The following is a 23,705-nucleotide window of genomic DNA, read 5'->3' as shown; positions in this document are numbered from 1 at the left end:
TTTCAATCTCAATGCTGCTCTAAAATCATAACTTAGTCCTTTAAAAGTTGCTTAAGTTATTTTTACAAGCTGCCTATTAGTGAACTTACCACCTGTGGTTTGAGCGAGTTTAGTCATGAGTCCTTCAAAGCGTCCGCCCTCTGAAGACATGGAGACCAATGCTTTCTCCAGTTGTGGGAAGCCTACCTTGCCTTGTTCGACTAACTTCTTAACTTCAGACTCAGCTACACCATACTGTTTGGCTAACTCTGAAATAATCGGAATACCACGTCCTGTAAGTTGGTTTATGTCTTCCGCATATAATCTGCCCTGTGTTTTAGCCTTACCAATAATCTCAGCTAACTCACTAAAGTCAGTACCCGTACCAGCGGCAATATTACCAACTGCTGTGAGTGTTGGCTTTAGTTGCTCGGCTGTAAACCCAAAAGCTAACAATTGTTTAGCAGCCTTTTCCACCTCTGGTAATTCAAATGGTGTTTCTGCTGCAAACTTGGTGATATCCTTCAACACAGCACTAGCTTTAGATGCAGAACCAAGGAACGTGGTAAAAGACACCTTGGATTTTTCAGCATCAGCCCCGACTTTAAGAATGCTGGCTCCAACTTGACCTATAGCCTGTGTCGCACTAGCAGCAGCAGAAACTAGAGCTGTGGTCATTCCAGCAGCCACACCAGTAAACACTGAATTAGCCACAGAACTCATACGGCTCTGAGCGCTCCTCATGTGTTGGGTAAAGCCTTGCTCGAACTTACCTCCAGCTATTCTCCCTCCACTATGTCCAAAGTCCGTTATTTGACGTTTGGCAGGGTCTAGGTTTAACTTGACATCAACTGAAACTGACGCGATGCGGGGCATGGGAGCTTACTCACTTGTCTATCTGTAAGGTGGTTTGTGGTAGGGATATGCAGGGATATCAGCATCGGTTAGTTGATACTGTTCTTCTGTTGGAACGTGAAATCTGGCAATAGCAAAGTTAAGGTCGTCACTTATAACTTTCCAACCATAGTTTTTAGCGTTTTGATAGTCTAACCAGGTATATAATGCAAACTCTTTGGTATCTGGGTGGTAGCAGGCTACTTCTCCAATTCTAGATACACACGTCTCGCGAGGCTTACAGCGTTTGTTGTTTTCAAAGAAGCGCAGTATGGATTGATATGTCTCATAAGGTAAGACCTTTGCTTGGTAGGCTCGATAATTAGCTTCTGCCTCATCCAGCTGTCGTTGATGTTCTAGTGCTTGTTGATATATTTCTTCGGGTGTCATGGTTTTAGCTCCTTATTTCAATGGTTTGGCAACGAAAGCGTAGTAGTCCACAGGGTCAGCAGCACCCAATCTTTCGGCTCTGACATGTACGTAAGCAGATAGCGGCATGATGCTAGTCACGTAAGCACTATTGACGATTAGACGAGTCTTGGCTGGCGTACCTGTTGTGGGTGTCCAAGATGCTACAGGAGTATACGTACCGTTTTCAGTGGTAGCTACCTCAAGGTGGAATCTCCAGTAGTTCACACCTACTGAAAAGTTAGCAACAGTATTTCTCTGTGCAATCACAACTTGAAAACTAATTGACTTCCGCACTGGTAGAAACTTACCTGGTTCTGCAAATGTATTTGCTACCGTTCCGGCTGTTTCAGGACGCAACACCAGCTCTTTATCTAAAGTCCCATCAACCTTTCTGTCTGCTAACATAATTCACCTCACTGTTTGGTTTTAAAGCTTTGCCGTAGAACTGCTGCAATGTCACACCCTTGTACGTAACACCATCTAAGGTTTGTATTGTAAGAGAGTCTTCAGTGTAGACGTATTTATCTAGGCTATTGATAAAAGTCGTTATATCCTCCAACTCCTTGATGTATTGCGAGTTGTATGCCACAGAGAGTTGTCTGAGAAGGTGTACGCGACGTTTCATCAAGCTTTCTTTTACAGCCAGATGGAGGAACTGACGTTTATCAGCATTAGTAATGTAAGCGTAGTCCATCATTTCCATCACTTCTGCACCTGGGTGAGCGGGTTAACTTGAATGCGCTCTACTCTTTGGTGTTCTTGGAGTAAGCGTCTTTCCTCAGCTATTAGTTGATTCCTGAATGTTGAACTACCTAAGCGCTTGTGTTCTTCCACAATCATTTGTGTTTCCAGTTCTGATTGGTGTGGGGTCTGCATCCGTCCATTAGCACCTTTAGGCAGACGTGCATCTTTAGCTTTAGCCTCTTGCATTTGGACTGCGTAACTAGCCTCCACTTCTCTCTCTACCTGTTCTCTCAACTCATCTTCAAACTTCTGCACCGCTTGTTTTACATGTGGTGGTACGGCATCACCGCTTGGGGTTGGCTGAATCTTTTGACCCTGCTTCACGAACTCTTGGTAGTCTGAGAAGTCATCCAAGAAGCTAGACCTAATCTGCTCAGCCATATCCACGCGCAGGTCAGTCATCAAACTTTCCAACTTCTTACGCCGCATCTCTTCTGTGGGAAACAGTAGAGCCAATTCAATCTGTCGTTGTAGCCGTGGGTACTTCTCAAACTTATCCAAGTCCTTGCGATGGCGCTGAACTCGTAACTCACCAACTACACTCTCTAATAATTCCTTCTCTTGTGCGTCCATTTTATTTAGCGACTCCATGTAAATCTAACTGGGTTATATAAAACGCTGTTGTGGTACTTTGCCTGCATTGCCTCATATTCTTTTAAGGCTTCTTCCCTTGTAGGTTGTGCAGGGAATGCGTCTTTCAAGTACTTGCTGATATTCGCCTTATTGCGCTTATTGAATTCGCATGTAACTACGCACCAGCCTTCCGTCTTGTGTTGTTTGACACCCTCAACACGAACCAGCTTTACTTTTCTACCGCGATTCATCAACACTAATGCTGGGTCAGTAATGCGTCCAATTAATGCATCAAAGATATTTGCTGGACGACACCCCTCAGCTACCTCGTATTGAGAAGCGATGGAAAGGTGCCAGGTTTCTAGTTCTTGTTGGCGTAATTTCTGATTGGCTACGATATCGCTCAAGTAACCACTTGTTACTGGTGGTGTTAAATGTAGTGGTGGTATTTCAATTCTCATCTTGTACACCTAACCAGGCTTCAAATTCGTCTAGTGATTCTCTCACTTCAGTGGCGTTTTTCGGGATTGGTTCGCTAGGTACGTGTTCAACCACAGGTGTGTGGGGAATCCATTTTCTTCTTTCCGCATACTCTATTTCCCATTCTTCTTGTCTCTTTCTGCGCTCCTCTCTTGACTTCCTTAGTAACTCCTCAGCTTCGGCGTACATGTCAGCTTCATCAGCCTTTGATAGTTTCTTGGGAAGGCTATTAATACGCTTCTCAAGCGTTTCAATTCGACTTAACAGGTTAGAGTATGTTCTCATTCGATTCGCCTGCCACCCGTGCTTCTAGGGCTTCTAACCGTGCTTTGAAGTTCTCCATATCCTGAGCTTTTGAGGCATATTCTAGGAGCAACCGTGAAGCACTCAGCTTGACGTTGGCTACTTTTGTATCTCCCACAAAACCATCGACAGGGAGGTCTCGCATCTCTCGTACAACAGCCGTAGTTGATAAACACTCGTCTACCAAGCGATTAGCAACCATACTCCACACGAAATCCCTTCCGATTCGCATAGCCTCTATAAATGCAGGCTTGGAACGCCATCGCATCAACGTTGTTGGGTTTATTCCTAAGTCTTCACAAATCTCTCCAGGTGTAGCCCCTTGTACGAACTTTGCTACGGCTACTAACTCCCTGTCTTTTAAACCTAAATGTTCTAGTTTTTCCATATTTCTTCTGCAAATTGCTGCTTTTTTCTTGCAAAATGCTGCATCTGTATATTATTTTAGCCTATTTTAGGCTTTTCTGTATACAGTATACAGTGATGAATCGTGTTACTTTTGTCAGAGTGTCAAAGGTAACGCAAACATACAAATAGAAATGCAGCCTCTGGAGAGATGCCGGAGAAGCTGCAAAAAAAGGACGTATTAGAAGAGAGAAGAACCAACCAGATATGGGATACCTGAAATTTGTTATAGCCTTTCTGTATATACGATTATTCTAACATTTTTAAGCTGGTATACAGTATCCGGTATACCATAAACAAAGGTAGGGATAATGAGCGTTTCATACCCAGCGCACTAGTGATTTTTGAATGAACGTTGTGTTTTATACAGTTTTTTTAAAGCTTAAACCTGTCTGATGACTTATTGCTTGAGATAGAGAAGTCAGTTATTTTCAAGGCAGGGAGGTGCGTCTTTAATTGTCAATTTCTAAATATGACGGAAAATTGCGGTTTAGAATGCAACCTGAAGCGTCCTTTAATCTTAGCAGTTGATGACGATGAAGATAATTTAGAACTACTCGTCCAGCTACTTCAGTTCGTTGAATGTTCGTTCATCACTGCTGAGGATGGTAAGAATGCGGTGGAGATGGCACGGCAATATCGTCCTGACTTGATTTTGCTGGATATGATGCTACCTGACATTAGTGGCGTAGAAGTTACCCAAAGTCTTCAAGAAAATCCTCTAACAAAGGATATTCCCGTCGTTGCTGTTACTGCTATGGCTAAGCCAGAAAATCAACAACATTTTCTAGCGAAAGGATGTCTGGAATGTGTTACCAAGCCTTACAGCATTGATGAGTTAGAAAACATTATTCATTACTATCTCTCCAATCAAATTTAAGCAATCAGGATTAGTATGTGTTCTAATTAACAACCACTTGTGACAATTAATTCAGCCTATCGGTCGAAGAAATGTACGTCATCGTACATAAATATTGAATGAAGCAATAAAATATGGTGTTCCATGTCGTTCCTTCTGTCCGTTCCTACCACGATGCTAGTTGGTGGGAATTTTTATTAGATGCATACCAACAGTTGAAGATAGTGAACTCGAAGAAATCAAAGAATATTAATGAATTAAAAAGCTAAATGTAACGACGAATCACCTCTTCTAACTCTTCAAATTCAATTGGTTTTCCCAGCCAGTCATCAAAACCTGCTGAGAGAAAGTACTCTCGATTTTCGTTCATTCCTGTGACAGCAATTACTGGAATCTCTCTTGTTTGTGGGTTTTTTCTCAGTCGCTTGAGAACTTCCATGCCGTCTAACTCAGGCATCATGATATCCAGTAGGATTAAGTCTGGCTGATGCTGCTGTGCCATTTCAATAGCACCCCGACCGTGATAAGCAGCAATAGAATCACATCCAACTGTCTCTAGTAGACAAGTGAGAAATTCTAAATTATCAGCATAATCATTAACAGCCAGCACTAGCGGGTGGCTGTTGTCCTGCTGATTATTGTCAGGAGAACGCTGTAAAACCATCTATGGAAAAAAGTTTGATTATTCTTTGTATTGAACAATACAGTAGAATACTTGCCCTCTATCTCTGGGCTTACCTGCGACTTGAATCAAATGCTCTGGGGGGCTGTTACATTTCGTTACACACTTACCCCCCTATAGGTAATCTAGGTGCTGGAACCCTTGAAAAACGGACATTTTTGCAGCTGCTGTCGGGGCTTTTTTTCAAAAAATGGGGGGTACGGCAGCTGGTTTATTGAGAATAGAGTCAATAAGGATGCCAAAACGGGTTTTTGCTACTGTGCGGCGAACCATGACCTTTTGGGTCTAAGTTGTTATCGATGCGATTTCGCATGTTAATTATCCACAGATGGTTGTGGTGTGCGAAATTTCGCTCGGTATTTATACCATCGTCTGAAAGCAGCTAGAATCTAGTGCAGCCAATTCATTAGCTACCAATCATAGTACGTGACATCTTATCCCAATCAAAATCTGACTCAGTAAGTACTTCACCCCCCACGTAACCGCAAGTCTTGCGATTTAGCCTATACAAACGTTGAAGCTTACCGTCAGCGGTCTTTAATGTAGATGTTAAAGGGAAATTACAGAATTCTTCTAATCCATTAATTTTCACCCAAACGAAATCCTGTACACTTAACTTTCCATACTGCTTTGCAAGCAAAGGGTCTTTTCGCAACACTTCAGGAGACACTCCATCACCTACTAAAAAAAGTAGATGCTTTTTCTTGTTACAAGGTACAGCAAATCCTTTACCAAACCCTTTAGTCATAATTACCTTCTTATTTTATATTTGGTACGATTAGGCAGCTTTTAAGTAGGTTAGCCATGTTGGGTGTTTCTTATACCAAAACTTATGGACTACCAAATCAGGCGCAATCTTCACGCGGAAGGCGTAAGTGTTATCAGGCTGGTCAACTTTGGTTAGTGGATTTTGAATGGTACATATACGCAGTTGCATTATTGAGAATGCTTCATGCAAGGCAGCAAAAAGCACGTCGGCATGTTTAATCATAATTAGCGCTGTTTTCTTGTTAGGCATACAAAACATCAAACAATCGGCTCCGCCTGGGTAGTTTTCGCAGTAATAAGTAACTGTAATCTTGCCGCAATGGAGGGCTGCGCCCAAGGCGCTAACTAACTCATAGTGACCCTCTCTTGCAAGCCTGCTAAACACCTTATCAAAAGCTATATCGATTAGTTGCTGTTTCGTGACAAATGACTGATGTGCTTCCACTTTTCTGCTCCTATTACCTGGGTTAATTGCGCTCGACTTTAACTAAATCACTGATAGGAATGAATTCAAGACCTGGGGGGAAACTAGCCCTCTCCCCAGAAGTTGTTATACATTTTACATAATCCGTTCCAACACACTCAGTCACCACTAAATTCTCGCCCTTTCCTTTTAGGTTTCCGCTACCCATGTAGCGCACGGTGTCACCGATTTTGTAGCCTACAACTTCGTTAGGCTCCTCCACTGAAACAGTGACTGACCCAAAGCATCCTTTTACTACCAACGATGTGGCTTTTATTTCCATATCTTCTTTTCTGTCAGTGGAACTCGTTTCTTCTCGGTGGACTCCCCGGTGGACTTTTTCAGGCTGGTGGACTCCCCGGTGGACCCCCTGTTCCACCGCCGAACCGCTCTCTCTGTCTTCGTTACAGACGTTTAGTGGACTTTGGACCTCATCAGGGTTAATTGCGGTATTAAAAGGAGTTGTAGATGAAGAAGAATTATTAGTTCCATTATATCCACTACTATTATCAACACTATACGTATCAATACTTTCAGCGGTGGACCCCTGGTTCCACTGGCTGGTCCACTGGTCCACTGACTGTTCCACTGGCTCTTTTGAGGAAGCGAGAAATTCTAAAGCTGTTTCCTCACCTCTAAGTTCACCAAGACCAAGTTGATGCATTTCTTTAAACCATACCCGTATCGCATCTGGTTTCGGTCTATTGGCTGCTTTATATCCTTGCTGTACGTCTTTAGCCTTCACCCACCCTTTTTTCTTGGACAGCTCTATTATCTTTAGCCACTGCGGTGATAGTTGGTTACTCATATTTGCGTGTGTCAGCTCTATTTGACCGATGAAGAATTTGCTTAAGGCAACTGCAAGCTCAACTATATCTAAAGGGATAATTTCACTTACGGAAGGAAAGGCTAATTCTTGTCTCCAGGTTATACGCATGTTATGCAAGACGTGGAGGTTGATAGCAAGCCTACCTACTAGCCCCTCGTGTTTCGCATAGACGTTAGCCAGGGCTGCTGGTAAAGTTAGTTTGGTTTGCTCTAGGTAGTTGTAGTAGCTCTGATATGCCTTATAAGCTTCAGGGCTAAGTTTATACTCCATTACAGGTAGTTTGACTATATTCTCGTAGTACTTAGCTAACACGCCTGTAATATCTAAATCTGAGTCGTCATCGTCGGGTAACGTAGCTGCTGTTAATGGCTGGTTTACAAACAAGAACCTGCTCCAGAATCCATCAGAATCATTCTTATCTTTGATGATGTTGTCGAGCGTGTTAGGTTGGATAGTCCCAAAAATTGACAACGCTATTTTGTCCAGATGAACTTTAACACCACCAGCACGCAGTATCGTTATGCTCGTGCCATCATAAGCAGAGAGATAGAATTCCCTGTCGTCACCCTTACCACCCGTATACTTCCCAAAAGAATTGACAAGCCCCGAAAGTTCGTCTTTCAGGTAAAGTATTGGCTTCTCTGGGTGTGCCTGAAACTGGTTAGCTAAACCTTCAGTCGTGGTGTCACTGACGATATAAACCTTCTGCCTCGGCTCTTGGGGTTCACCATCAGGGAAATTCTCCTCTATATCTTTGCGATTCTTGCTGGACTTACACAGCTTGTAGAATTCTGATTCTCTTTTGTACTTCTTTTGCTCGTCTTTATATTTTTCTGCTGCGTTTTCTATCAACCCTCTCATGGGCAAGTGAAAGAACTGCCGTTCGATAGGGGACTTCTTCTGACCGCTGGGCGACACGATAGTGCTGTATAGAGTTGGCGGTACGTTGAAGTTTTGCGCTTTCCTTACAATTAACTCCGTGCCTGTCTTGTGGAGCGAAGATACAGCGGTTAGCAGGGATAGCAAACAGGTTTCTGGTTTAACATTCATCCACTTGCTGTAAGTCATTATTGCATCAGCAAGGGCAGGAGGCAGCATTTTGGAGAAGTTAATTTTTGAGTTGTGCAAGTCAATCAAGCGTTGAACTTCTTCTTTACGCCCATCCTCTTCTTCCATGTTTTTCTCTTTTGCCTTATGACCCTTGGATATTGCTATACTTCTCGCTGCTTGCCACACATCTTTGGAATTGCAGCCAGCATGACATTTATATGCACCTGTCTCAGCTTCGACATGTAGAGAGTCTTGCGAATGGTTCCCGCTGTGATGTTTATGACTAAGTGGACATTCGGCTGTGTGCCAGCTTGCTCTACCGTTCTCTTGAAACCCATTTAAGTACTGGACGAAGTTGAGCATCTCATTAGCTTCGCCATTGTCCTTATGTTTTGGCTTTGCTTTTTCTTCTCTTTGACGGCGCGGGATTATTGTACGCAATTCCTCATAATCGTAGGTGTAACCGAGGGTGCTAACAAAATCTACTCTTACTGGGTCTTTGCCTGGGCTAATATGCCAAGCTCCCGCTAATCTCATTAATTGACATGTATCGTGTAACGACTTATCCGCACCGTTACTTAAATGCTCCGCTAAGTCTTTTTGCAACTCTGTAAACTGTTCTGGTGTACAAGGCTGGTTTAGCGTTAGGTATGTGTGTACGGATTTATTACCTGAAAATAGCTCTATAGACGGGTCTGGTAAATTTTTCTTACGCCATTTAAGTACCTGCTCCTCTGTCGTACCTTCATCACACTCAGAGAAAATAGCTCGACACTGTTTAATCTCAGCTTGCTTTAATGACCCGTTGGGAGCAAAGTAGACGCACCTGCCTTGCATTTGATTCTTCTGTATCTCTTTCCAAGGCAGATTTGGGAATGTGCTTTCTAGCGGTCTTCCTCCACCCGTTGAACTACGCGGGTCAGATTTGTGATACAGGCAGTTAATTTTTATGCTGTCACCTGGTTTATATCCCAAGAGTTTTAGCTGCAACCGCGCTGCCTCAATGTCAAAGGCAGGGAAGACGGGAGTATTAGGATTTGTGTCAGATTGTTGGACGTTCTCGTGTTGGTCTGTCATAATTTTAGTAATGCGTAGTTTTGTAATTGCCTAATTGCGTAGTTGCGTGAATTAGTAGTTACGTGATTGCGTAATTGCCTAATTGCGTGATTTCAGAGAGAAGATAAACCAAAGCGTAAAATCATCAGAAGGGAGGGGAGTGTTAGCAGCACCCCCTCTCTTTGCTTAGGGGCTAGTAGGGATTAGCCAAGTAAATATCCACAGAATGTGGGTCGTACTTCTTCAACCACTCCACTTTTCTAGCTACCTTCTGCTCAAACTCCTTAGCTATGACTTCAGGTGGCTTTCTGATTGATTCCATCAAAGCGTTATACAACCTGTCGCCAGTGTATAAGCATTGTTGCTGGCGTAGTTTTACGAATGTCGGTTTGCGATTTTTCATGTTAGTTTGGTGTTCTATAAGAATTGAATGAGTGGGCAGGGGACAGGTATTGGTAGTACACGTTCCCTGCCTTTTTGCTAGCTACGCAGCTTCTACAAGACCTGTAGCTTTTTCCAATATCTCTCTGCAAACAAAGCTGAACGAACGTCTCTCGGTTTTAGCCCGTTCTTCCAATTCAACTATTAACTGTGTTGGCAAGTAAATTGCTTTCTTGTTACAACTAAAATCTTTTTTCATTGTCTTAAATGGATGTGGATGGATGTGGTTGACAACTACTTGTAGTATAACAAATTTCAAAGCGGATTTACACGAAAACAGCACGATACTCTACGCAAACACACATATATAATACATGAGGATACATGAGGAATTGTTAGTTTCTTTAATACAATTTAGGTAATTGAGTTGATTTAACGTGACCGTAATAGAACTGAAGCATTGTAACGGGGTGATGTCCAGTTACGGCACTAACATCTGTTGGAGGGATACCAATACTCAAAGCATGACTTACAAAAGAGTGACGGGTGATATAGGGTCTACGATATGGAATCTTTGCTATTGCTAAGGCTGGTCGCCAATAATCTCTAGCAAACTTGTGGTCGATGATAGCTAATCTTGCTGGTGTGGTAAAGATGAAATCGGTAGGGGTAAACTTACCACGTTTCCACATCATTTTTAGAAGGTTAAGCACGTCATCTGATAACACTATCGTTCTAATATTTCCCGTCTTAGTAGGTTTAATTTCTCTCTTGGCTGATAGGGATTTGCTAATGGTGATGGTGTTATTTTTCCAGTCAATATCGTTCCAAGTTAGAGCATTAATTTCTCCCGTTCTTGCTCCTACACAAAATCTGAAATAAACGTAGTCGTAGTAGTGGGGATATCTAGCATCGAACACGTCAAGAATCAATTGAATCTCTTGCTTTGTGAATGGTAATGGTGGCTTTCTCGACTGGGATTTAATGTCAACTTTTTTGAATGGATTCTTACTATCGTCAACACCAGCCCAACTCAGACAAGCACTCAGCTTACCAATTCTGGCTCTAAGCGTTGCTGGTGTAATGTCTTGCGCTAGGTAATCTACTATTTTGTTAGCTGTAGGCGTGTCGAGTTTAGTAATGCGGACGTTGCCTAAACCTGACTTACTGAGATGTTTGAGTAATGTTTGATATTGGTTGATGCTGCGGTGATAGAGCTGCTTGGATTTGAAGGCTATAAACCGCTTAAACACATCAGCTAGAGTATTACTATCTTCAACTACTTTCTGGGGCTCTACGGGCTTGCTGTGGGGCAGTAATGCTTTGTATCTGCTGAGAGTGTAATCGAAGTCATTAGCTAGAATGTCCAGCCTTATCCTGGCTCCTATGGATTCTCCTACTGCTACAGCTTGCTTGGTGTAATCCATACCAAGAGCTAGGCAGTATTGTTTTTCATTGTGAGTCCACCTCAACCTAGCCCTCAAGTTGAAATTCTCAACCGTAATACTGCCGTTATCCGCTCTACGTCTACGTTTTGCCATACTTATGTACGAGAATTAAGTATGACAGTGGTGATTCTCTACTCTTCCCTCAGTAAAAAGAAACCAGTATAGGTCATGCCTGAATCATCGGGTTGGACTAACAAGAAATGCAAACCTTGACTCTGTTGCTGTCGCTGTGCGTAAGTTTGAGCAGATGCGATCGCCTCACTATCGGAAAAAGTCGCGACAACCCACCGATCTGCTAACCCTGCTTCTAAAATTAATCCCGCTAATTCGCCTGGAACGTAGTTGAGGGCAATCGGCTGCGCTGCTTGCAACCAACGGGCTAACTGCATGGACTTCCTTCCTCCATAAATTATTATCCCTGGCACGGCAATTGTCGATGCTAAGCCTAAATTTAGGGGAAGTAGAAATTCTGGCATGTCTAAGATCGGCAGCGGACGGTCCTTAAATGCAGCTTCGAGATCTCCTGCTGGTAGACTCGCAAAACGCCAGCGATCGCCCCACAAATTTTCCGGTAGGGGGACGGGGGGTGGTTTGTCTACAGCAAGGGGGTTGTAGGCTCCAGTGGTAGAATACTGAGGTATGCGCGATCGCAACCACTGTTTCAATGCCCCAGTGCGCCGCGTTGGTTCTACAGTAATACCTAGTTTTTGCCCTGCGGTGGCGATTAAACTGAGAGATTGCGGGCGAAAGACTTGGATTGTATCTGGTAACGCCAATTTTGTCTGTCCTGTCACAGATTCCGATCCCCCCAACCCCCCTTGATAAGGGGGGCTAGGGGAGATTGACTTTGGCGTAGTCGAAAAAAATTCGGATGAATTAGATGCAGCTAATTGCAACTGTTCTACCAACCACGATGCATTCGCTGCTGCTTGCGGGCATATGGCTTCGTAGCGAAAATTCCCCGTGCGATGGTCGCTTCGCGTTTGCGTAGCATGGTCGAAGAGCATACCGCCTTCGGCATCGCAGATTAACAATTCCCACAATACCTGTCCGGTGTCATCTTGCCACGGGCGACGATAAAAATCAGCTTGCCAAATTGATTTGTCATTGGTCATTTGTCATTCGTCTTTGGTAATTTTGTCGTGGTTGAAGAAAGAAGGGTGTAGGGTATAGAGTGTGGGGAGAATTCGGAATTCGGAATTCGGAATTAATGCGTGAATTTTGATTTGCTTCCTCAACTTCGCGACTCTCTCTTCTCCCCTCTGCTTCCTGCTCGTGCGCTCCCTGATAACTGATAAGGAAAATCCTATGACGGCAACAGCTATATCAAACTTACCTGTTTTAGCAGCATCGAGGTCGGGGTTGCCAAATATTTGCGGCTGGGAGGCGGAAATTAAATCGGTAACGAACCACAACGAACCTATATTTCTACCTACCACCAATTTACGTTTAGAAAATCTTACTGCTGGGTTTGCTTGCGCCCTGCACATGCACCAACCGACAATTCCCGCAGCTGGTAATGGCGAACTCATCAGCAATCTGCAATATATGTTTGAACATCCCCACGATGGGGATAACCACAACGCCGGAGTCTTTGCCTGGTGCTACGGACGCATGGGAGAGTTTATTCCGCAGTTAATTGCTGAAGGTTGCAATCCTCGAATTATGTTGGACTATTCAGGTAATTTGTTGTGGGGATTGCAGCAAATGGGGCGAGAAGATATCCTGAACAATCTCAAACGGATAACTTGCAATCGCCAATACCAACCTTATGTAGAATGGCTGGGGACGATGTGGAGTCATGCTGTCGTTCCTTCTACGCCAATTCCCGATCTCAAGCTGCACATTCAAGCTTGGCAGCATTATTTTGCGGCGGTTTTTGGCTATGATGCTTTGCGGCGCGTCAAGGGTTTTTCTCCTCCTGAGATGCACTTACCCAACCACCCAGATACTTTGTTTGAATACATCAAAGCTTTGAAAGAATGCGGTTATCGCTGGTTGATGGTACAAGAACATTCAGTGGAACGTTTGGATGGTACGGGGTTGCACCACGACCAAAAATATCTTCCTAACCGTTTAGTAGCGCGTAATTCTGTGGGTGAAACGATTAGTATTACAGCACTGATTAAAACTCAAGGCTCGGATACGAAATTAGTTGCCCAAATGCAGCCTTATTTTGAAGCTAAAGGGCGAGGGAAGCAACAAATCGGTAACGTAACTGTACCCTCTCTCGTAACCCAAATTGCTGATGGAGAAAATGGCGGCGTGATGATGAATGAATATCCCCGCGATTTATTTCGTGTGTATCATGAAATTCGCGATGCTGGCAATAATGACGCGGGCATCGTAGCACTAAATGGCACGGAATATTTAGAATTGATTGAGGCTGCTGGCGCTAATCCCGATGATTATCCAGCTTGTCAAGCGGCAAATCAACACAAAATTTGGCAGCAAGTCGATCCAGATAATGCAAATCCAGAAGCAGTAGAAAATGCGATCGCGCAATTAAAAGCAACTGACCATCAATTTCACATGGATGGTGCGTCTTGGACGAACGATCTCAGCTGGGTAAAAGGCTACGAAAATGTTTTAGCACCGATGAATCAACTCAGTGCAGCATTTCATGCTAAATATGACTCATTAGTACAGCAAGATCCGACGGTAACTCAGCGTCCTGACTACCTTGAAGCCTTGTTGTATAACTTATTGTTGGAAACTAGTTGTTTCCGCTATTGGGGACAGGGAATGTGGACTGACTTTGCCCGCGAACTGTATCGACGGGGAGAAATCGCAGTTCGTTAGTCTACCAGTTAAACAAGCTCGTTCAAGAGTCACACCAGTTGAACTGCTAATTTTAGCAGATGCTCCTGGTTGTTGCTTTCGGCTAGGGAAAATTTCCAGAGTACGATGGGGTATGGTCACGGCAATACCCAAAGCTGCGATCGCTAAAACAGAAACCCCTGTTAGCAACCGCACTTGATGGCGTAACTGGCGATTCTCGCGATCGAGAGTTGCGACCCGATTTAAATCGCGCTCTAGATAACGGGGTTCGTTCTGAGACACGGGACGCGGTTCATTCTCTACTAAAGGTTCGGGTCGATCTTCAGCCAGCGCCACTGCAACTCGCTGAGGTTGAAAAGTAATCTTAATCAGTAACCAATTAACAATCAATTGCGGGCAGTTTCGTCTAAACCAATACCACGCTATGTTTCTAAATACTGGTTTGGATATCCGCGCTACTGATTTTGTCATCCGATTCAGCGGACGAAATTGGATCTTTTGATTGATCAGATTAACTGCACCCGCATCATAGAGACAATCGATGATTAATTTAATAGTTGCTTCTTGATCGTTAGATAAATTTTGCAGCAGTAGCAAAACATCGTGCATCCGTTCTGCTTCCATCTGCTTTTCCAGCATCCGCTCCGCGTCTTTTTTTGTAACCCCTGTCATAGGTGCGAGAATAAATATAGCTGTAGTAACATATCCACTATGATAATCTGGACACTACTGTCCTCAGAGCGATCGCGGACACATCTTGAGGAAGAAATACGTTGACTCGGATGCTTTACCTTGGCAGAACTTCAAGTTGAATTTACAGCTAATATCAAATCAAAACTAAAATATGTTTGCTGAAATACTAAGGGCAGAACTTAGTTAAATTGCGGTTGTCGCTCTTATTTTATCACAATTTGCTAGCAAAAAACGCCTCTTTTTAGATGAATTTTTACGCAATCTTAATAGTTCTCAGTATGACAACGGATGGTGAGTTGGATGCTGATAAATGATGGTGGAGACAAGAACTACTACCAAAAGTGAAATTTGGCATGGCTGGCGATTCTAGCTTATGAAATTATATTTGAAATCATACGTAATCCTTAGAGAGTGGTGGCGATCGCTGAAGTATTTCGCCTTACTTTTAGGTACATTGTTAGCCCTAACAATACCGAATAGTATTTCACCTCCGGCGATCGCCCAGCAGCCTTTTGAGGAAATTCGCGGCGTGTGGATGACGAATAACGATACGAGTACCCTCATCGACCGTGACAAAATGCAAGCTGCTGTCAGCCAACTAGCGCGGCTGCACTTCAACACCATCTATCCCGTCGTCTGGAATTCTGGATACGCCCAGTACGATAGCAACATAGCACGACAAGCAGGAATTCAAACCTTCGTGCGCAAAGGCTTGCAAGGACAAGATCCTTTAGCCGATCTCGCCGCTACAGCCCATCGCCAAGGTTTACTCGTCGTCCCCTGGTTTGAGTTTGGTTTCATGACTCCTCCTACTTCAGAACTAGCACTACAACACCCTAACTGGTTAACTCAAAAACGGGATGGGAGCAAAACTTCGATTGATGTTGCAGGTGAGGTCGTATGGCTCAACCCCTTCCACCCAGAAGTCCAGCAATTCATCACCGCACTTGTACGGGAAGTCGTGACTAAGTACGATGTCGATGGGATTCAGTTTGACGACCACATGAGTTTACCGCGCGAGTTTGGCTATGACAAATATACGGTGGCTCTGTACAAGAAGGAAACCAAGCACAGTCCAGCCCATCCTGGCGATGCAGCGTGGATGCGGTGGCGGGCTGACAAAATTACGGCATTCATGACTCAACTCAATCAAACAGTTAAGCAAAGCAAGCCCAAAGCAATTTTTGCCGTCGCCCCCAACTACTACGACTTTGCTTATAAATTTCACCTGCAAGACTGGCTAACATGGGTGCGCAAAGGGATTGTTGACGAACTGATCGTGCAAGTCTACCGTCCCGAACTGCAAAGTTTTCTCCAACAACTTGCCCGCCCCGAAATTCAAGAGGTACAACAAAAGATTCCCACTGGTATCGGCATTCTTACGGGTTTGAGAAACGATCCAGTGCCAATGCAACGAATTCAAGCACAAGTGAGGGCTACACGCGATCGCGGTTTGGGAGTAGCTTTCTTCTTTTACCAAAGTCTATGGGACTACGCCCCAGAACCAAGCGAACAGCGACAGTCTTACTTTCAGGCATTGTTCCGTTCTCCCGCTTCCCGGATTGCATCTGCGCGGGCTGCTGTCGTTGAAGAACCGATATTTCAACCGTGAAACTAGGATAAAATGTATCGCGATCCGTAGGGGCGCACAGCTGTGCGCCCCTACAAATTTTTATGTGCTACAGAGATCGTCTACATTCCTGTTAACCATTTGTACAACGCTTTATCCTGCAACTGGATTTCGTCTACCGAGGTATAGTAATAATTTTCCCAGCCAATTTCCGGTAAGCCAGCAAAAAGCATGAGATTTAAGGGATACCGTTCGTTATCGCTACAGCGCCGGAAGTCGTCTCGGAATAAGAAAATTGCTTTATTCAGGGCGATCGCCATTCCCAACTCTACCATGACTCCTTCATCTGGTGGCGTGCCGTTGACAACCGCAAAAATGCCATCGCAGTTTTTCACATCCTGCAAATCTGCCTGCGCCACGCGATACGCCCAATCAGCTTGAGAAAAATCGATTTGATTGTTACGGGCAAACGGTTCCCAAACTTCTATGCCCAACGCCTCCAAAGCCCGAACGATGGGAGGTAAAAGTAGCGTCTTTTGCTGCTGCGAAAATCCATAGGGACTAGCTAGATAGATAATTTTGCGCTTCATAGCGATTTTCAATTGGGTAAAACAGACAATCTGTAGGGGCGCACAGCTGTGCGCCCCTACAAATGTTACGCACGCAATTGAGAATTGCTATCACGTCTGCCTCTACTCGCGATCTATGTCAAATATGCCGAATATAAGCGCGATCGCGGCATATTGGAATACATTCACTCACATTTAGAGCTGTCGCCAGTTCGAGATCGCCACTGAATCCTCTAGAAATTAACTCTTTTCCCGAACTACATTGGCTCAAGGCTGATGCGATATCGGTGCGAAACATTTGAAATGTTACCATAGCTGCTTTTGCTTCTGGAGAGGGTTTGCCCTGTAAATAGCTGAGAATCGCGCCAGCACCGATCGCGTCTTCTAAGCTGGGGCGCAAACTCCCATCTTCCCACCTTTCCCCAGCTGGAATCACGGCAATTTGCGTACCGCAGCTTTGAGCAAACTCAGCGATCGCCTGACAGTTACGCAAACAACCAGATACAGTTAGTGTGTTTCCTGTCTGCAAGCTCAGAGTTGCACCATTAGGTGAAGGTAAGACCAATCTCGTCCCCGCAGGAATCCGATCTAGGGATGAGGGAGAAAGAGAATATCCAGCGCTAGGGGTACGCCGACGACTTGCTAAAGTTGCATTGACAGACTGAGCATAGGCGATCGCTGTATCATCTTGCCAGCGATAAGGAAATATTATCGCTCCTCGATTCGTAGCAATTTCTACGCAAGTAGAGAAAGATAAAACATCCACAATCACAACTACATCGCTAATAGGAGCCAGTTGCATCACACCACCGATTCCCCATTCACAGCGCAGATCGAACTCCGATTGGTTGAAAATCATCTGACAGTTATCAGTAGAGAGTGACTAGTGACTAGTGGCTAGTGAATAGACAAGATTCTAGCCGCTAGTCACCAGCCACCAGCCACTCACCAATTACCAAACTCCTGCTACCTTGTGAAATAGGACAGTAAGTGTAGCAAAATGCAATTACCAGAATCTAGTCGGTGGCAATTTACCCCAGATTTGAATATCTGCCGCGTACTCAATGGCATGTGGCAAGTATCGGGGGCGCATGGAGCGATCCAGCCAAAACAAGCGATCGCCACTATGTTTGATTATATAGATGCTGGTTTCACTACTTGGGACTTAGCAGACCACTATGGACCGGCTGAAGACTTCATCGGTGAGTTTCGCCGTCAAGCGATCGCCACGCGGGGTAAAGAGGCGCTTTCTAACCTACAAGCATTTACCAAATGGGTTCCCAGACCAGCAAAGATGACACGGCGAGTCGTCGAGCAAAATATCGATCGCTCCCTAGCTCGAATGAGAGTAGAGACGCTAGACTTGCTACAATTCCACTGGTGGGAATACAGAGATAAAAACTACATAGATGCATTAACTTATCTAGCAGAACTCCAGCAAGAAGGGAAAATCAAGCACTTAGCACTCACAAATTTTGACACGGAACGGTTGAAAATCATCTCAGAAGCAGGCATTAAGATCGTTTCTAACCAGGTGCAGTTCTCGCTGGTCGATCGCCGCCCTCTAATGAAGATGATTCCGTTTTGTCAAGAGCATAATATTCAACTTTTAGCTTACGGTACGCTTTGCGGCGGATTGCTGTCAGAAAAATATTTAGAACAACCAGAACCGCGAGGTACGGCGTTAAACACAGCTTCCCTGCGAAAATATAAAAACATGGTAGATGCATGGGGTGGTTGGAATCTGTTCCAAGAGCTTTTAGCCGTTTTAAAACAAATAGCGGCTAAGCACGATGTCAGCATTGCTAATGTTGCAGTCCGTTACATTCTCGATCGCCCGACAGTCGCAGGGGCGATCGTTGGCACGCGGTTAGGGATATCGGAACACGTCGCAGATAATGCTAAGGTGTTTGCACTTACTTTAGATGCAGACGATACGGGTCAAATTGAAGCTGTATTGGCACGATCGCGAGATCTGTTACGGTTAATCGGCGATTGCGGCGACGAGTACCGACGTTAATTAGGGAGTGGGGAGTTGTAGGGGCGGGTTCACCGATAGACTCCCTGACTAACAGAAATTTTAGATAAGCCCGCCCGTACAGGAGTAGAGGAGTAAAGAATGACAGACGTAGAAGCTGAGGTTTTGGCAGTCAATGAAAATTTTTACCGTGCTTTTGAGAAGAAAAATCTAGAAGCTATGAGTCAAGTTTGGTCGCAGGGAACTGCCAGCCTTTGCATTCACCCCGGACGAAATGCCTTGCGCGGTTGGAAGCAAATTCGCGACTCTTGGGAAGTCATTTTCAAAAATACCAAATATTTAGAAATTGACATCGAAATTATTAATACAGAAGTTCGCGATACGACTGCTTATATCGTGTTATTTGAGCGCGTGCTACAAGCTAGTAGTAACAAAACCATCAAGGCTGAATCAATCGCTACAAATATCTTCGAGAAGATGGCTGGCAAGTGGTATTTAATACACCATCATGGTAGTCCTTTGGTGAGATAGAGTTGAAGGTATTTATCCCAGCATTTAGCAAACGAACGAAACACGTTTTTCAGTGTGAAATGCAATAATTCATACCAAGTTTAATAGGTGAATATCAGCAGAATTCCTGATTTGCGAGCATGAGATCGAATATTGCGATCGCGGCGATCGCTCAATAAATATTTCAATGGTGCAATTTCTAGCGGTAAATAATAGTTTTCTGATATAGTAAATTTTTTATAAAGATTTAGGTTAACTGGAATTCAAGTCTGGACGCAGAGTTATTGTTGGATTAAATTGTCTATATACCTCAAATGGAAAGTAGTTTGAGAAACGAAATACCTGGGGAAGATTAGATCGAGTGAAAAAAATCGATCGTCAAATAGGTGTTTCGTTTCTTTTAGTTATCGATCCAAATTAATAGTGACCGATCGCTAGCCATTTGCAATAAGTGGCGCGCGGTGAGAACTCGGAATTCGGAATTCATCGCGACTTGCGACTTGCGACTTGCTAATTGCTCCTCATCCCGAAATAGAACTCTATACTGAGAGAAGGTAGGAATGGCAATCGAGGGTAGTGTATGATTCCAAATCCCGCGATCGTGCAAGCTGTGGAACAATTGGGATATCGCGTCACGGTGGGAGACGTAGCAGCTCAGATCGGGTTAGATGTCGGTCAAGCTCAACAGGGATTACTTGCTCTAGCAAGTGATGTCGGCGGACACATGCAGGTAGCTAACTCAGGTGAAATCGCCTACCAGTTTCCGCAGAATTTGCGGGGAGTTTTACGCAACAAATACTGGCGGTTGCGCTTGCAAGAATGGTGGCAAAAAATTTGGAAAGTCCTATTTTACCTGATTCGGATTTCGTTTGGCATTGTTTTGCTTGTCTCAATCGTGCTAGTCTTCCTCACGATCGCAATTATTATTACAGCGACAAATCGGGATGGAGACGATCGCGGCGATCGCGGCGGTGGTGGGTTCTACATGCCTTACTTTTGGATTGGTCCAGATTGGTTTTGGGTATTCTATCCAGATTACGACACCCGCTATCGACAGCGGAGACGGGAAACCAGCAATTTGAATTTTTTAGAAGCGATATTCTCGTTTCTCTTTGGTGATGGTAATCCCAATATCGATCTAGAAGATAAACGCTTCTCGCTGATTGCCGCTACAATTCGTAACAATCGAGGTGTAGTAACGGCAGAACAAATTGCTCCCTATCTTGACGACTTAGGCGAGGGATATGCCCAGGAGTACGAAGATTATATGCTGCCCGTGCTGACCAGATTCAACGGTCAACCACTTGTTAGTCCAGAAGGGTATCTCGTTTACCATTTTCCAGAGTTGCAAGTTAGTGCGACTCAGCAACAATCTAGACGTGTACCAGCATTTTTGCAAGAGTTCCCCTATCGTTTCAGTGCAGCTAGCTCTGGGCAAATTATGCTCGGTATTGGCTTGGGCGCGTTGAATTTTGTTGGGTTGCTAGTATTGGGGAATTTACTCGCAGATGGGTTAGCAGCAGCTCAGCTCGGTGGACTGGTTGCCTTCGTGCAGGGAGTTTATGGGTTGCTGCTTGCATACGGCGTAGGTTTTTTGCTTCTACCTCTGGTAAGATATTTTTGGGTGCAGAGGCGCAATCGTAAAATCAGCGATCGGAATCAGAGACGGCAAGCAAGAGCAAATCTGCTAGCTAGCTCCGATTTAGTCTTACAGCAAAAAATTGCTTATGCAAGTCAGTTTGCTGCTCGATCTACGATTACTAAAGACGATGTAGTCTACTCGACTGATAGCGATTTATTAGAACAAGAAAGCCAAAATCCGGCGCAAATCGATGCTGATTGGCAACGTCGTTTATCTGGCTCTCCCTAGCTCCGATTTCATGCAATCTATAGCTATCGATTTATGAATAAACATTGTTTCGCGATAAAATTTTGTCGTAAAATAATAATCGATGTAGAAGAATTGAGGAGAAGGTGTTTACAACAACATTATTCAAGGTAGTATTGAATACGATATCTATTTGTTAAATTTTGTCATAAAGTTATAGCGCGCTCATGTCACTTCCTGAGTCCACAGAATCTAGTGTCAAATTACAGCAATATTGGCTGTTACTCAAACGACATTACTTACCACTATCAATCGTGTTTGGAGTAGTTGTCGCACTGACAGGTATAAGCTTAGCTTTGCAAAAGCCAATATATGAAGCAGAAGGAAAGTTACTATTTAGAAAAAATAGCCCTAGTTCTTCGTATTTACCTGAAGTGGGTAAGGGTATAGGTGAATTGCAGCCATTACAAGAGCAAAATAATCCTGTAGATACAGAAGCGGAAATTATACGTTCTCTGCCTATTATTAAAAAAACGATTACGCGGTTGGAGTTGAAGGATGAATCGGGTAAAACTCTTAAACCCGAACAATTTCTTAAAAAACTAGACGTGACAGACGTGAAAAAAACGGACGTGTTGCAAATTACTTATAGGGATGCAGATCCAAACAGAGCTGCAACAGTAGTCAATACTTTAATGGGTATTTATTTAGAAAATAACTTACTTGCTAATCGCTCTGAAGCCGTTTCTGCGAGAGAGTTTGTGCAAAAACAGTTGCCCAGGGCGGAAACAAGTTTGCGTCAAAGCGAGTCAGAGTTACGTCAATTTCAAGAGCAGAATAAAGTTGTCGATCTAAATGAAGAAAAAAGAGCGGCAGTAGCAATTATTGCCGATATGCAACGCCAAGCTACGAATGCTAATGCTGGTTTGGCAGATGCAAAAGCTCAATCTGAACTGCTGAAACAGCAATTAGGAGAAACTTTAAATAGCGCCGGAGCGGTAACTAGTGTAAGTCAATTTCCAGCCGTTCAAGGTATTTTGAAAGAGATCCAACAAATAGAATCGCAGCTAGCGGTGGAACAGAGCCGCTTTCAGGCAGATTTTCCTAATGTCGTCTCCCTCAAGCAAAAGAAAGCAAGTTTAGAGCAGTTACTCAAACAACGCTTAAAACAAGTGGTAGGAGAACAAAAACTTCTTAGAGGAAATAGCTTACAAAATAGTGAATTCGATCAAAAATTGACAGAAGAGTTTGTGAGGGCAGAAGCAAGACGTTTGGGTTTATCTAGCCAAATAGCAGCAATCTCAAACGTTCAATCTTCTTATAGAGAAAGACTCGATCGGTTACCTCAGTTAGAACAATTGCAGCGAGCGTTAGAACGAAAAATTCAAACAGCTCAATCTACCTATTTATTACTACAGCAAAAATTACAAGAAATTCGGATTGCGGAAAATCAGAATATAGGTAATGCTCGCGTCATTTCAGCAGCCATACCACCAGAAGAAGCGGTTGCTCCCCGCAAAATGTTATATCTGGTGACAGGAATTATGCTGGGTGGAATATTAGCGGCTGCTACTGGTTTAATATTAGAAAAACTAGATAAATCGCTCAGAAGCGTTGAGGAAGCTAGAAAAATATTTGGCTATACCTTACTGGGAATAATTCCAGCCTTGAAAAAATCTGAGAACATTTTCTTGCGCGATCGCTCCCTAGAAAGAGCTACACCAGAAATTTTAGTGCAAGAGTCACCGCGATCGCCTTTCAGCCAAGCATATCGAATGCTGCAAGCTAATTTGAAATTTCTGAATTCTGATAAACAGCTCAAAGCAATTGTCGTTACGAGTTCCGTTCCTAAAGAAGGAAAATCAACAGTTGCGGCAAATTTAGCTGTCACTATCGCTCAAATGGGGCGTAAGGTATTGTTAGTTGATGCAGATATGTATCGTCCCTTGCAGCATGAAATCTGGGAATTACCAAATCACTTGGGTTTGAGTAATATCATTGTGGGTCAGACCGAACCAAAAACAGCGATCAAAAAGATTACGGCTAATCTTCACATCCTAACTTCTGGAGTGATTCCACCGAATCCAATGGCATTACTGGATTCTCAAAGGATGGCATCTCTAGTTACTGTTTTTTCAGCCAATTACGACTACACAATTATTGATACTCCTGCTTTAAATGCGGCTGCTGATGCAGCAATTTTGGGTAAAATGACCGATGGAGTTTTATTAGTTGTTCGACCTGGTGTGGTAGATACTGCTGCTGCTATCCGTGCTAAAGAATTTCTAGAAAAGTCAGGGCAACATGTTCTCGGTCAGGTAGTGAATGGATTTAATCCCGATAGCGAACAATACTACTATTATCGTTCTAGCCAGTCGGAAGAAGATGATAATGTAGCATTAGCGGAAAGTCATTCTCCTCTGAGCATTAGCAAAAAGAGATGAGGTTTTT

General features: G+C 43.8%; 26 protein-coding genes. 7 read left to right on the top strand and 19 right to left on the bottom strand.

The window, feature by feature from the left end; all coding sequences use genetic code 11:
• Nucleotides 1-51 precede the first annotated feature (51 nt).
• Genes DSM107010_RS18985 through DSM107010_RS18950 form a run of 8 tightly spaced genes read right to left on the bottom strand, consistent with a single transcriptional unit; the run spans nt 52 to nt 3,772 of the window.
• Nucleotides 52-855, bottom strand: a complete 804-nt coding sequence (locus DSM107010_RS18985) for a phage tail tape measure protein (RefSeq protein ID WP_106170068.1) — start codon at nt 853-855, stop codon at nt 52-54.
• Between the two features lie 18 nt (nt 856-873).
• On the bottom strand, nt 874-1,263 hold the full coding sequence (locus DSM107010_RS18980; protein ID WP_106170070.1) for a hypothetical protein: 390 nt from the start codon (nt 1,261-1,263) through the stop codon (nt 874-876).
• A gap of 12 nt (nt 1,264-1,275) precedes the next feature.
• Nucleotides 1,276-1,689 (bottom strand): hypothetical protein, encoded by a 414-nt coding sequence (locus tag DSM107010_RS18975; protein ID WP_106170072.1) that lies wholly within the window; start codon nt 1,687-1,689, stop codon nt 1,276-1,278.
• Nucleotides 1,667-1,987: a VCBS domain-containing protein gene (locus tag DSM107010_RS18970; RefSeq protein ID WP_106170074.1), complete on the bottom strand. Its 321-nt coding sequence runs from the start codon at nt 1,985-1,987 to the stop codon at nt 1,667-1,669. Before DSM107010_RS18970 ends, DSM107010_RS18975 begins: the two co-directional genes overlap by 23 nt.
• Complete coding sequence (locus DSM107010_RS18965; protein ID WP_127023630.1) at nt 1,987-2,601, bottom strand: hypothetical protein; 615 nt, start codon at nt 2,599-2,601, stop codon at nt 1,987-1,989. The genes DSM107010_RS18970 and DSM107010_RS18965 overlap by 1 nt, the downstream gene beginning before the upstream one ends.
• 5 nt (nt 2,602-2,606) lie before the next feature.
• The gene (locus tag DSM107010_RS18960) at nt 2,607-3,062 is read right to left on the bottom strand and encodes a hypothetical protein (RefSeq protein WP_106170078.1); all 456 of its coding nucleotides are present in this window, start codon (nt 3,060-3,062) and stop codon (nt 2,607-2,609) included.
• A complete protein-coding gene (locus DSM107010_RS18955; protein WP_106170080.1) occupies nt 3,052-3,366 on the bottom strand; it encodes a hypothetical protein in 315 nt (104 codons plus the stop codon). Before DSM107010_RS18955 ends, DSM107010_RS18960 begins: the two co-directional genes overlap by 11 nt.
• Nucleotides 3,350-3,772 (bottom strand): hypothetical protein, encoded by a 423-nt coding sequence (locus DSM107010_RS18950; protein WP_106170083.1) that lies wholly within the window; start codon nt 3,770-3,772, stop codon nt 3,350-3,352. Before DSM107010_RS18950 ends, DSM107010_RS18955 begins: the two co-directional genes overlap by 17 nt.
• A 489-nt stretch (nt 3,773-4,261) precedes the next feature.
• Between DSM107010_RS18950 and DSM107010_RS18945 the strand changes: the two genes are divergently transcribed.
• A complete protein-coding gene (locus DSM107010_RS18945; RefSeq protein WP_106170085.1) occupies nt 4,262-4,669 on the top strand; it encodes a response regulator in 408 nt (135 codons plus the stop codon).
• Between the two features lie 244 nt (nt 4,670-4,913).
• Here the strand turns inward: DSM107010_RS18945 and DSM107010_RS18940 are convergent, their stop codons facing one another.
• From DSM107010_RS18940 to DSM107010_RS39775, 8 genes are all read right to left on the bottom strand, one after another.
• A complete protein-coding gene (locus tag DSM107010_RS18940) occupies nt 4,914-5,312 on the bottom strand; it encodes a response regulator (RefSeq protein WP_127023627.1) in 399 nt (132 codons plus the stop codon).
• 424 nt (nt 5,313-5,736) lie between these two features.
• Nucleotides 5,737-6,078 (bottom strand): hypothetical protein, encoded by a 342-nt coding sequence (locus DSM107010_RS18935; protein WP_127023624.1) that lies wholly within the window; start codon nt 6,076-6,078, stop codon nt 5,737-5,739.
• A gap of 30 nt (nt 6,079-6,108) precedes the next feature.
• Nucleotides 6,109-6,543: a hypothetical protein gene (locus DSM107010_RS18930; RefSeq protein WP_106167733.1), complete on the bottom strand. Its 435-nt coding sequence runs from the start codon at nt 6,541-6,543 to the stop codon at nt 6,109-6,111.
• 22 nt (nt 6,544-6,565) lie between these two features.
• On the bottom strand, nt 6,566-9,517 hold the full coding sequence (locus tag DSM107010_RS18925; protein ID WP_106167732.1) for a DUF3987 domain-containing protein: 2,952 nt from the start codon (nt 9,515-9,517) through the stop codon (nt 6,566-6,568).
• A 172-nt stretch (nt 9,518-9,689) separates the two neighbouring features.
• Nucleotides 9,690-9,899: a hypothetical protein gene (locus tag DSM107010_RS18920; RefSeq protein WP_106167731.1), complete on the bottom strand. Its 210-nt coding sequence runs from the start codon at nt 9,897-9,899 to the stop codon at nt 9,690-9,692.
• A gap of 382 nt (nt 9,900-10,281) precedes the next feature.
• The gene (locus DSM107010_RS18915; RefSeq protein ID WP_106167729.1) at nt 10,282-11,418 is read right to left on the bottom strand and encodes a tyrosine-type recombinase/integrase; all 1,137 of its coding nucleotides are present in this window, start codon (nt 11,416-11,418) and stop codon (nt 10,282-10,284) included.
• A 38-nt stretch (nt 11,419-11,456) separates the two neighbouring features.
• Nucleotides 11,457-12,440 carry a Tab2/Atab2 family RNA-binding protein gene (locus DSM107010_RS18910; protein WP_106167728.1) on the bottom strand — a complete coding sequence of 328 codons (984 nt, stop codon included), beginning with the start codon at nt 12,438-12,440 and terminating at the stop codon, nt 11,457-11,459.
• Between the two features lie 3 nt (nt 12,441-12,443).
• Entirely contained in the window at nt 12,444-12,857 is a 414-nt protein-coding gene (locus DSM107010_RS39775) for a hypothetical protein (protein WP_199755628.1), read from the bottom strand.
• Between DSM107010_RS39775 and DSM107010_RS18905 the strand changes: the two genes are divergently transcribed.
• The gene (locus DSM107010_RS18905) at nt 12,814-14,127 is read left to right on the top strand and encodes a polysaccharide deacetylase family protein (protein ID WP_199755627.1); all 1,314 of its coding nucleotides are present in this window, start codon (nt 12,814-12,816) and stop codon (nt 14,125-14,127) included. The two genes, DSM107010_RS39775 and DSM107010_RS18905, sit on opposite strands and share 44 nt — an antisense overlap.
• Here the strand turns inward: DSM107010_RS18905 and DSM107010_RS18900 are convergent.
• The gene (locus DSM107010_RS18900) at nt 14,029-14,778 is read right to left on the bottom strand and encodes a hypothetical protein (protein WP_015153261.1); all 750 of its coding nucleotides are present in this window, start codon (nt 14,776-14,778) and stop codon (nt 14,029-14,031) included. The two genes, DSM107010_RS18905 and DSM107010_RS18900, sit on opposite strands and share 99 nt — an antisense overlap.
• Nucleotides 14,779-15,172: 394 nt before the next feature.
• On the opposite strand from DSM107010_RS18900, the gene DSM107010_RS18895 reads away from it, so the two are divergent.
• Nucleotides 15,173-16,411, top strand: a complete 1,239-nt coding sequence (locus DSM107010_RS18895) for a glycoside hydrolase family 10-like protein (RefSeq protein ID WP_181246359.1) — start codon at nt 15,173-15,175, stop codon at nt 16,409-16,411.
• A gap of 80 nt (nt 16,412-16,491) precedes the next feature.
• Here DSM107010_RS18895 and DSM107010_RS18890 read toward each other — a convergent pair whose 3' ends face one another.
• Nucleotides 16,492-16,959, bottom strand: a complete 468-nt coding sequence (locus DSM107010_RS18890) for a nucleoside 2-deoxyribosyltransferase (RefSeq protein WP_106167727.1) — start codon at nt 16,957-16,959, stop codon at nt 16,492-16,494.
• A gap of 118 nt (nt 16,960-17,077) precedes the next feature.
• A complete protein-coding gene (locus DSM107010_RS18885; protein WP_015153264.1) occupies nt 17,078-17,797 on the bottom strand; it encodes a 2-phosphosulfolactate phosphatase in 720 nt (239 codons plus the stop codon).
• A 141-nt stretch (nt 17,798-17,938) separates the two neighbouring features.
• Between DSM107010_RS18885 and DSM107010_RS18880 the strand changes: the two genes are divergently transcribed.
• The 4 genes from DSM107010_RS18880 (at nt 17,939) to DSM107010_RS18865 (ending at nt 23,698) form a co-directional block, all read left to right on the top strand.
• Nucleotides 17,939-18,958: an aldo/keto reductase gene (locus DSM107010_RS18880; RefSeq protein ID WP_106167726.1), complete on the top strand. Its 1,020-nt coding sequence runs from the start codon at nt 17,939-17,941 to the stop codon at nt 18,956-18,958.
• 99 nt (nt 18,959-19,057) lie between these two features.
• Nucleotides 19,058-19,447 carry a nuclear transport factor 2 family protein gene (locus tag DSM107010_RS18875; protein ID WP_127023621.1) on the top strand — a complete coding sequence of 130 codons (390 nt, stop codon included), beginning with the start codon at nt 19,058-19,060 and terminating at the stop codon, nt 19,445-19,447.
• Nucleotides 19,448-20,006: 559 nt separating this feature from the next.
• Nucleotides 20,007-21,296 carry a hypothetical protein gene (locus DSM107010_RS18870; protein WP_106168455.1) on the top strand — a complete coding sequence of 430 codons (1,290 nt, stop codon included), beginning with the start codon at nt 20,007-20,009 and terminating at the stop codon, nt 21,294-21,296.
• 185 nt (nt 21,297-21,481) lie between these two features.
• Nucleotides 21,482-23,698, top strand: a complete 2,217-nt coding sequence (locus tag DSM107010_RS18865) for a GumC family protein (protein ID WP_106168454.1) — start codon at nt 21,482-21,484, stop codon at nt 23,696-23,698.
• The last annotated feature ends 7 nt before the right edge of the window (nt 23,699-23,705 follow it).

The organism is Chroococcidiopsis cubana SAG 39.79 (genome assembly GCF_003991895.1).
GTDB lineage: Bacteria > Cyanobacteriota > Cyanobacteriia > Cyanobacteriales > Chroococcidiopsidaceae > Chroococcidiopsis > Chroococcidiopsis thermalis.
Note: the sequence above shows the minus strand (reverse complement) of the source record. Positions and strands in the feature narration are given on the sequence as shown.

What these genes read in the sequence shown, in the direction of transcription:
- DSM107010_RS18985 (WP_106170068.1), bottom strand. Translation starts at nt 855, where the DNA reads ATGCCCCGCATCGCGTCAGTTTCAGTTGATGTCAAGTTAAACCTAGAC.
- DSM107010_RS18980 (WP_106170070.1), bottom strand. Translation starts at nt 1,263, where the DNA reads ATGACACCCGAAGAAATATATCAACAAGCACTAGAACATCAACGACAG.
- DSM107010_RS18975 (WP_106170072.1), bottom strand. Translation starts at nt 1,689, where the DNA reads ATGTTAGCAGACAGAAAGGTTGATGGGACTTTAGATAAAGAGCTGGTG.
- DSM107010_RS18970 (WP_106170074.1), bottom strand. Translation starts at nt 1,987, where the DNA reads ATGGAAATGATGGACTACGCTTACATTACTAATGCTGATAAACGTCAG.
- DSM107010_RS18965 (WP_127023630.1), bottom strand. Translation starts at nt 2,601, where the DNA reads ATGGACGCACAAGAGAAGGAATTATTAGAGAGTGTAGTTGGTGAGTTA.
- DSM107010_RS18960 (WP_106170078.1), bottom strand. Translation starts at nt 3,062, where the DNA reads ATGAGAATTGAAATACCACCACTACATTTAACACCACCAGTAACAAGT.
- DSM107010_RS18955 (WP_106170080.1), bottom strand. Translation starts at nt 3,366, where the DNA reads ATGAGAACATACTCTAACCTGTTAAGTCGAATTGAAACGCTTGAGAAG.
- DSM107010_RS18950 (WP_106170083.1), bottom strand. Translation starts at nt 3,772, where the DNA reads ATGGAAAAACTAGAACATTTAGGTTTAAAAGACAGGGAGTTAGTAGCC.
- DSM107010_RS18945 (WP_106170085.1), top strand. Translation starts at nt 4,262, where the DNA reads ATGACGGAAAATTGCGGTTTAGAATGCAACCTGAAGCGTCCTTTAATC.
- DSM107010_RS18940 (WP_127023627.1), bottom strand. Translation starts at nt 5,312, where the DNA reads ATGGTTTTACAGCGTTCTCCTGACAATAATCAGCAGGACAACAGCCAC.
- DSM107010_RS18935 (WP_127023624.1), bottom strand. Translation starts at nt 6,078, where the DNA reads ATGACTAAAGGGTTTGGTAAAGGATTTGCTGTACCTTGTAACAAGAAA.
- DSM107010_RS18925 (WP_106167732.1), bottom strand. Translation starts at nt 9,517, where the DNA reads ATGACAGACCAACACGAGAACGTCCAACAATCTGACACAAATCCTAAT.
- DSM107010_RS18920 (WP_106167731.1), bottom strand. Translation starts at nt 9,899, where the DNA reads ATGAAAAATCGCAAACCGACATTCGTAAAACTACGCCAGCAACAATGC.
- DSM107010_RS18915 (WP_106167729.1), bottom strand. Translation starts at nt 11,418, where the DNA reads ATGGCAAAACGTAGACGTAGAGCGGATAACGGCAGTATTACGGTTGAG.
- DSM107010_RS18910 (WP_106167728.1), bottom strand. Translation starts at nt 12,440, where the DNA reads ATGACCAATGACAAATCAATTTGGCAAGCTGATTTTTATCGTCGCCCG.
- DSM107010_RS18905 (WP_199755627.1), top strand. Translation starts at nt 12,814, where the DNA reads ATGCACCAACCGACAATTCCCGCAGCTGGTAATGGCGAACTCATCAGC.
- DSM107010_RS39775 (WP_199755628.1), bottom strand. Translation starts at nt 12,857, where the DNA reads ATGAGTTCGCCATTACCAGCTGCGGGAATTGTCGGTTGGTGCATGTGC.
- DSM107010_RS18900 (WP_015153261.1), bottom strand. Translation starts at nt 14,778, where the DNA reads ATGACAGGGGTTACAAAAAAAGACGCGGAGCGGATGCTGGAAAAGCAG.
- DSM107010_RS18895 (WP_181246359.1), top strand. Translation starts at nt 15,173, where the DNA reads ATGAAATTATATTTGAAATCATACGTAATCCTTAGAGAGTGGTGGCGA.
- DSM107010_RS18890 (WP_106167727.1), bottom strand. Translation starts at nt 16,959, where the DNA reads ATGAAGCGCAAAATTATCTATCTAGCTAGTCCCTATGGATTTTCGCAG.
- DSM107010_RS18885 (WP_015153264.1), bottom strand. Translation starts at nt 17,797, where the DNA reads ATGATTTTCAACCAATCGGAGTTCGATCTGCGCTGTGAATGGGGAATC.
- DSM107010_RS18880 (WP_106167726.1), top strand. Translation starts at nt 17,939, where the DNA reads ATGCAATTACCAGAATCTAGTCGGTGGCAATTTACCCCAGATTTGAAT.
- DSM107010_RS18875 (WP_127023621.1), top strand. Translation starts at nt 19,058, where the DNA reads ATGACAGACGTAGAAGCTGAGGTTTTGGCAGTCAATGAAAATTTTTAC.
- DSM107010_RS18870 (WP_106168455.1), top strand. Translation starts at nt 20,007, where the DNA reads ATGATTCCAAATCCCGCGATCGTGCAAGCTGTGGAACAATTGGGATAT.
- DSM107010_RS18865 (WP_106168454.1), top strand. Translation starts at nt 21,482, where the DNA reads ATGTCACTTCCTGAGTCCACAGAATCTAGTGTCAAATTACAGCAATAT.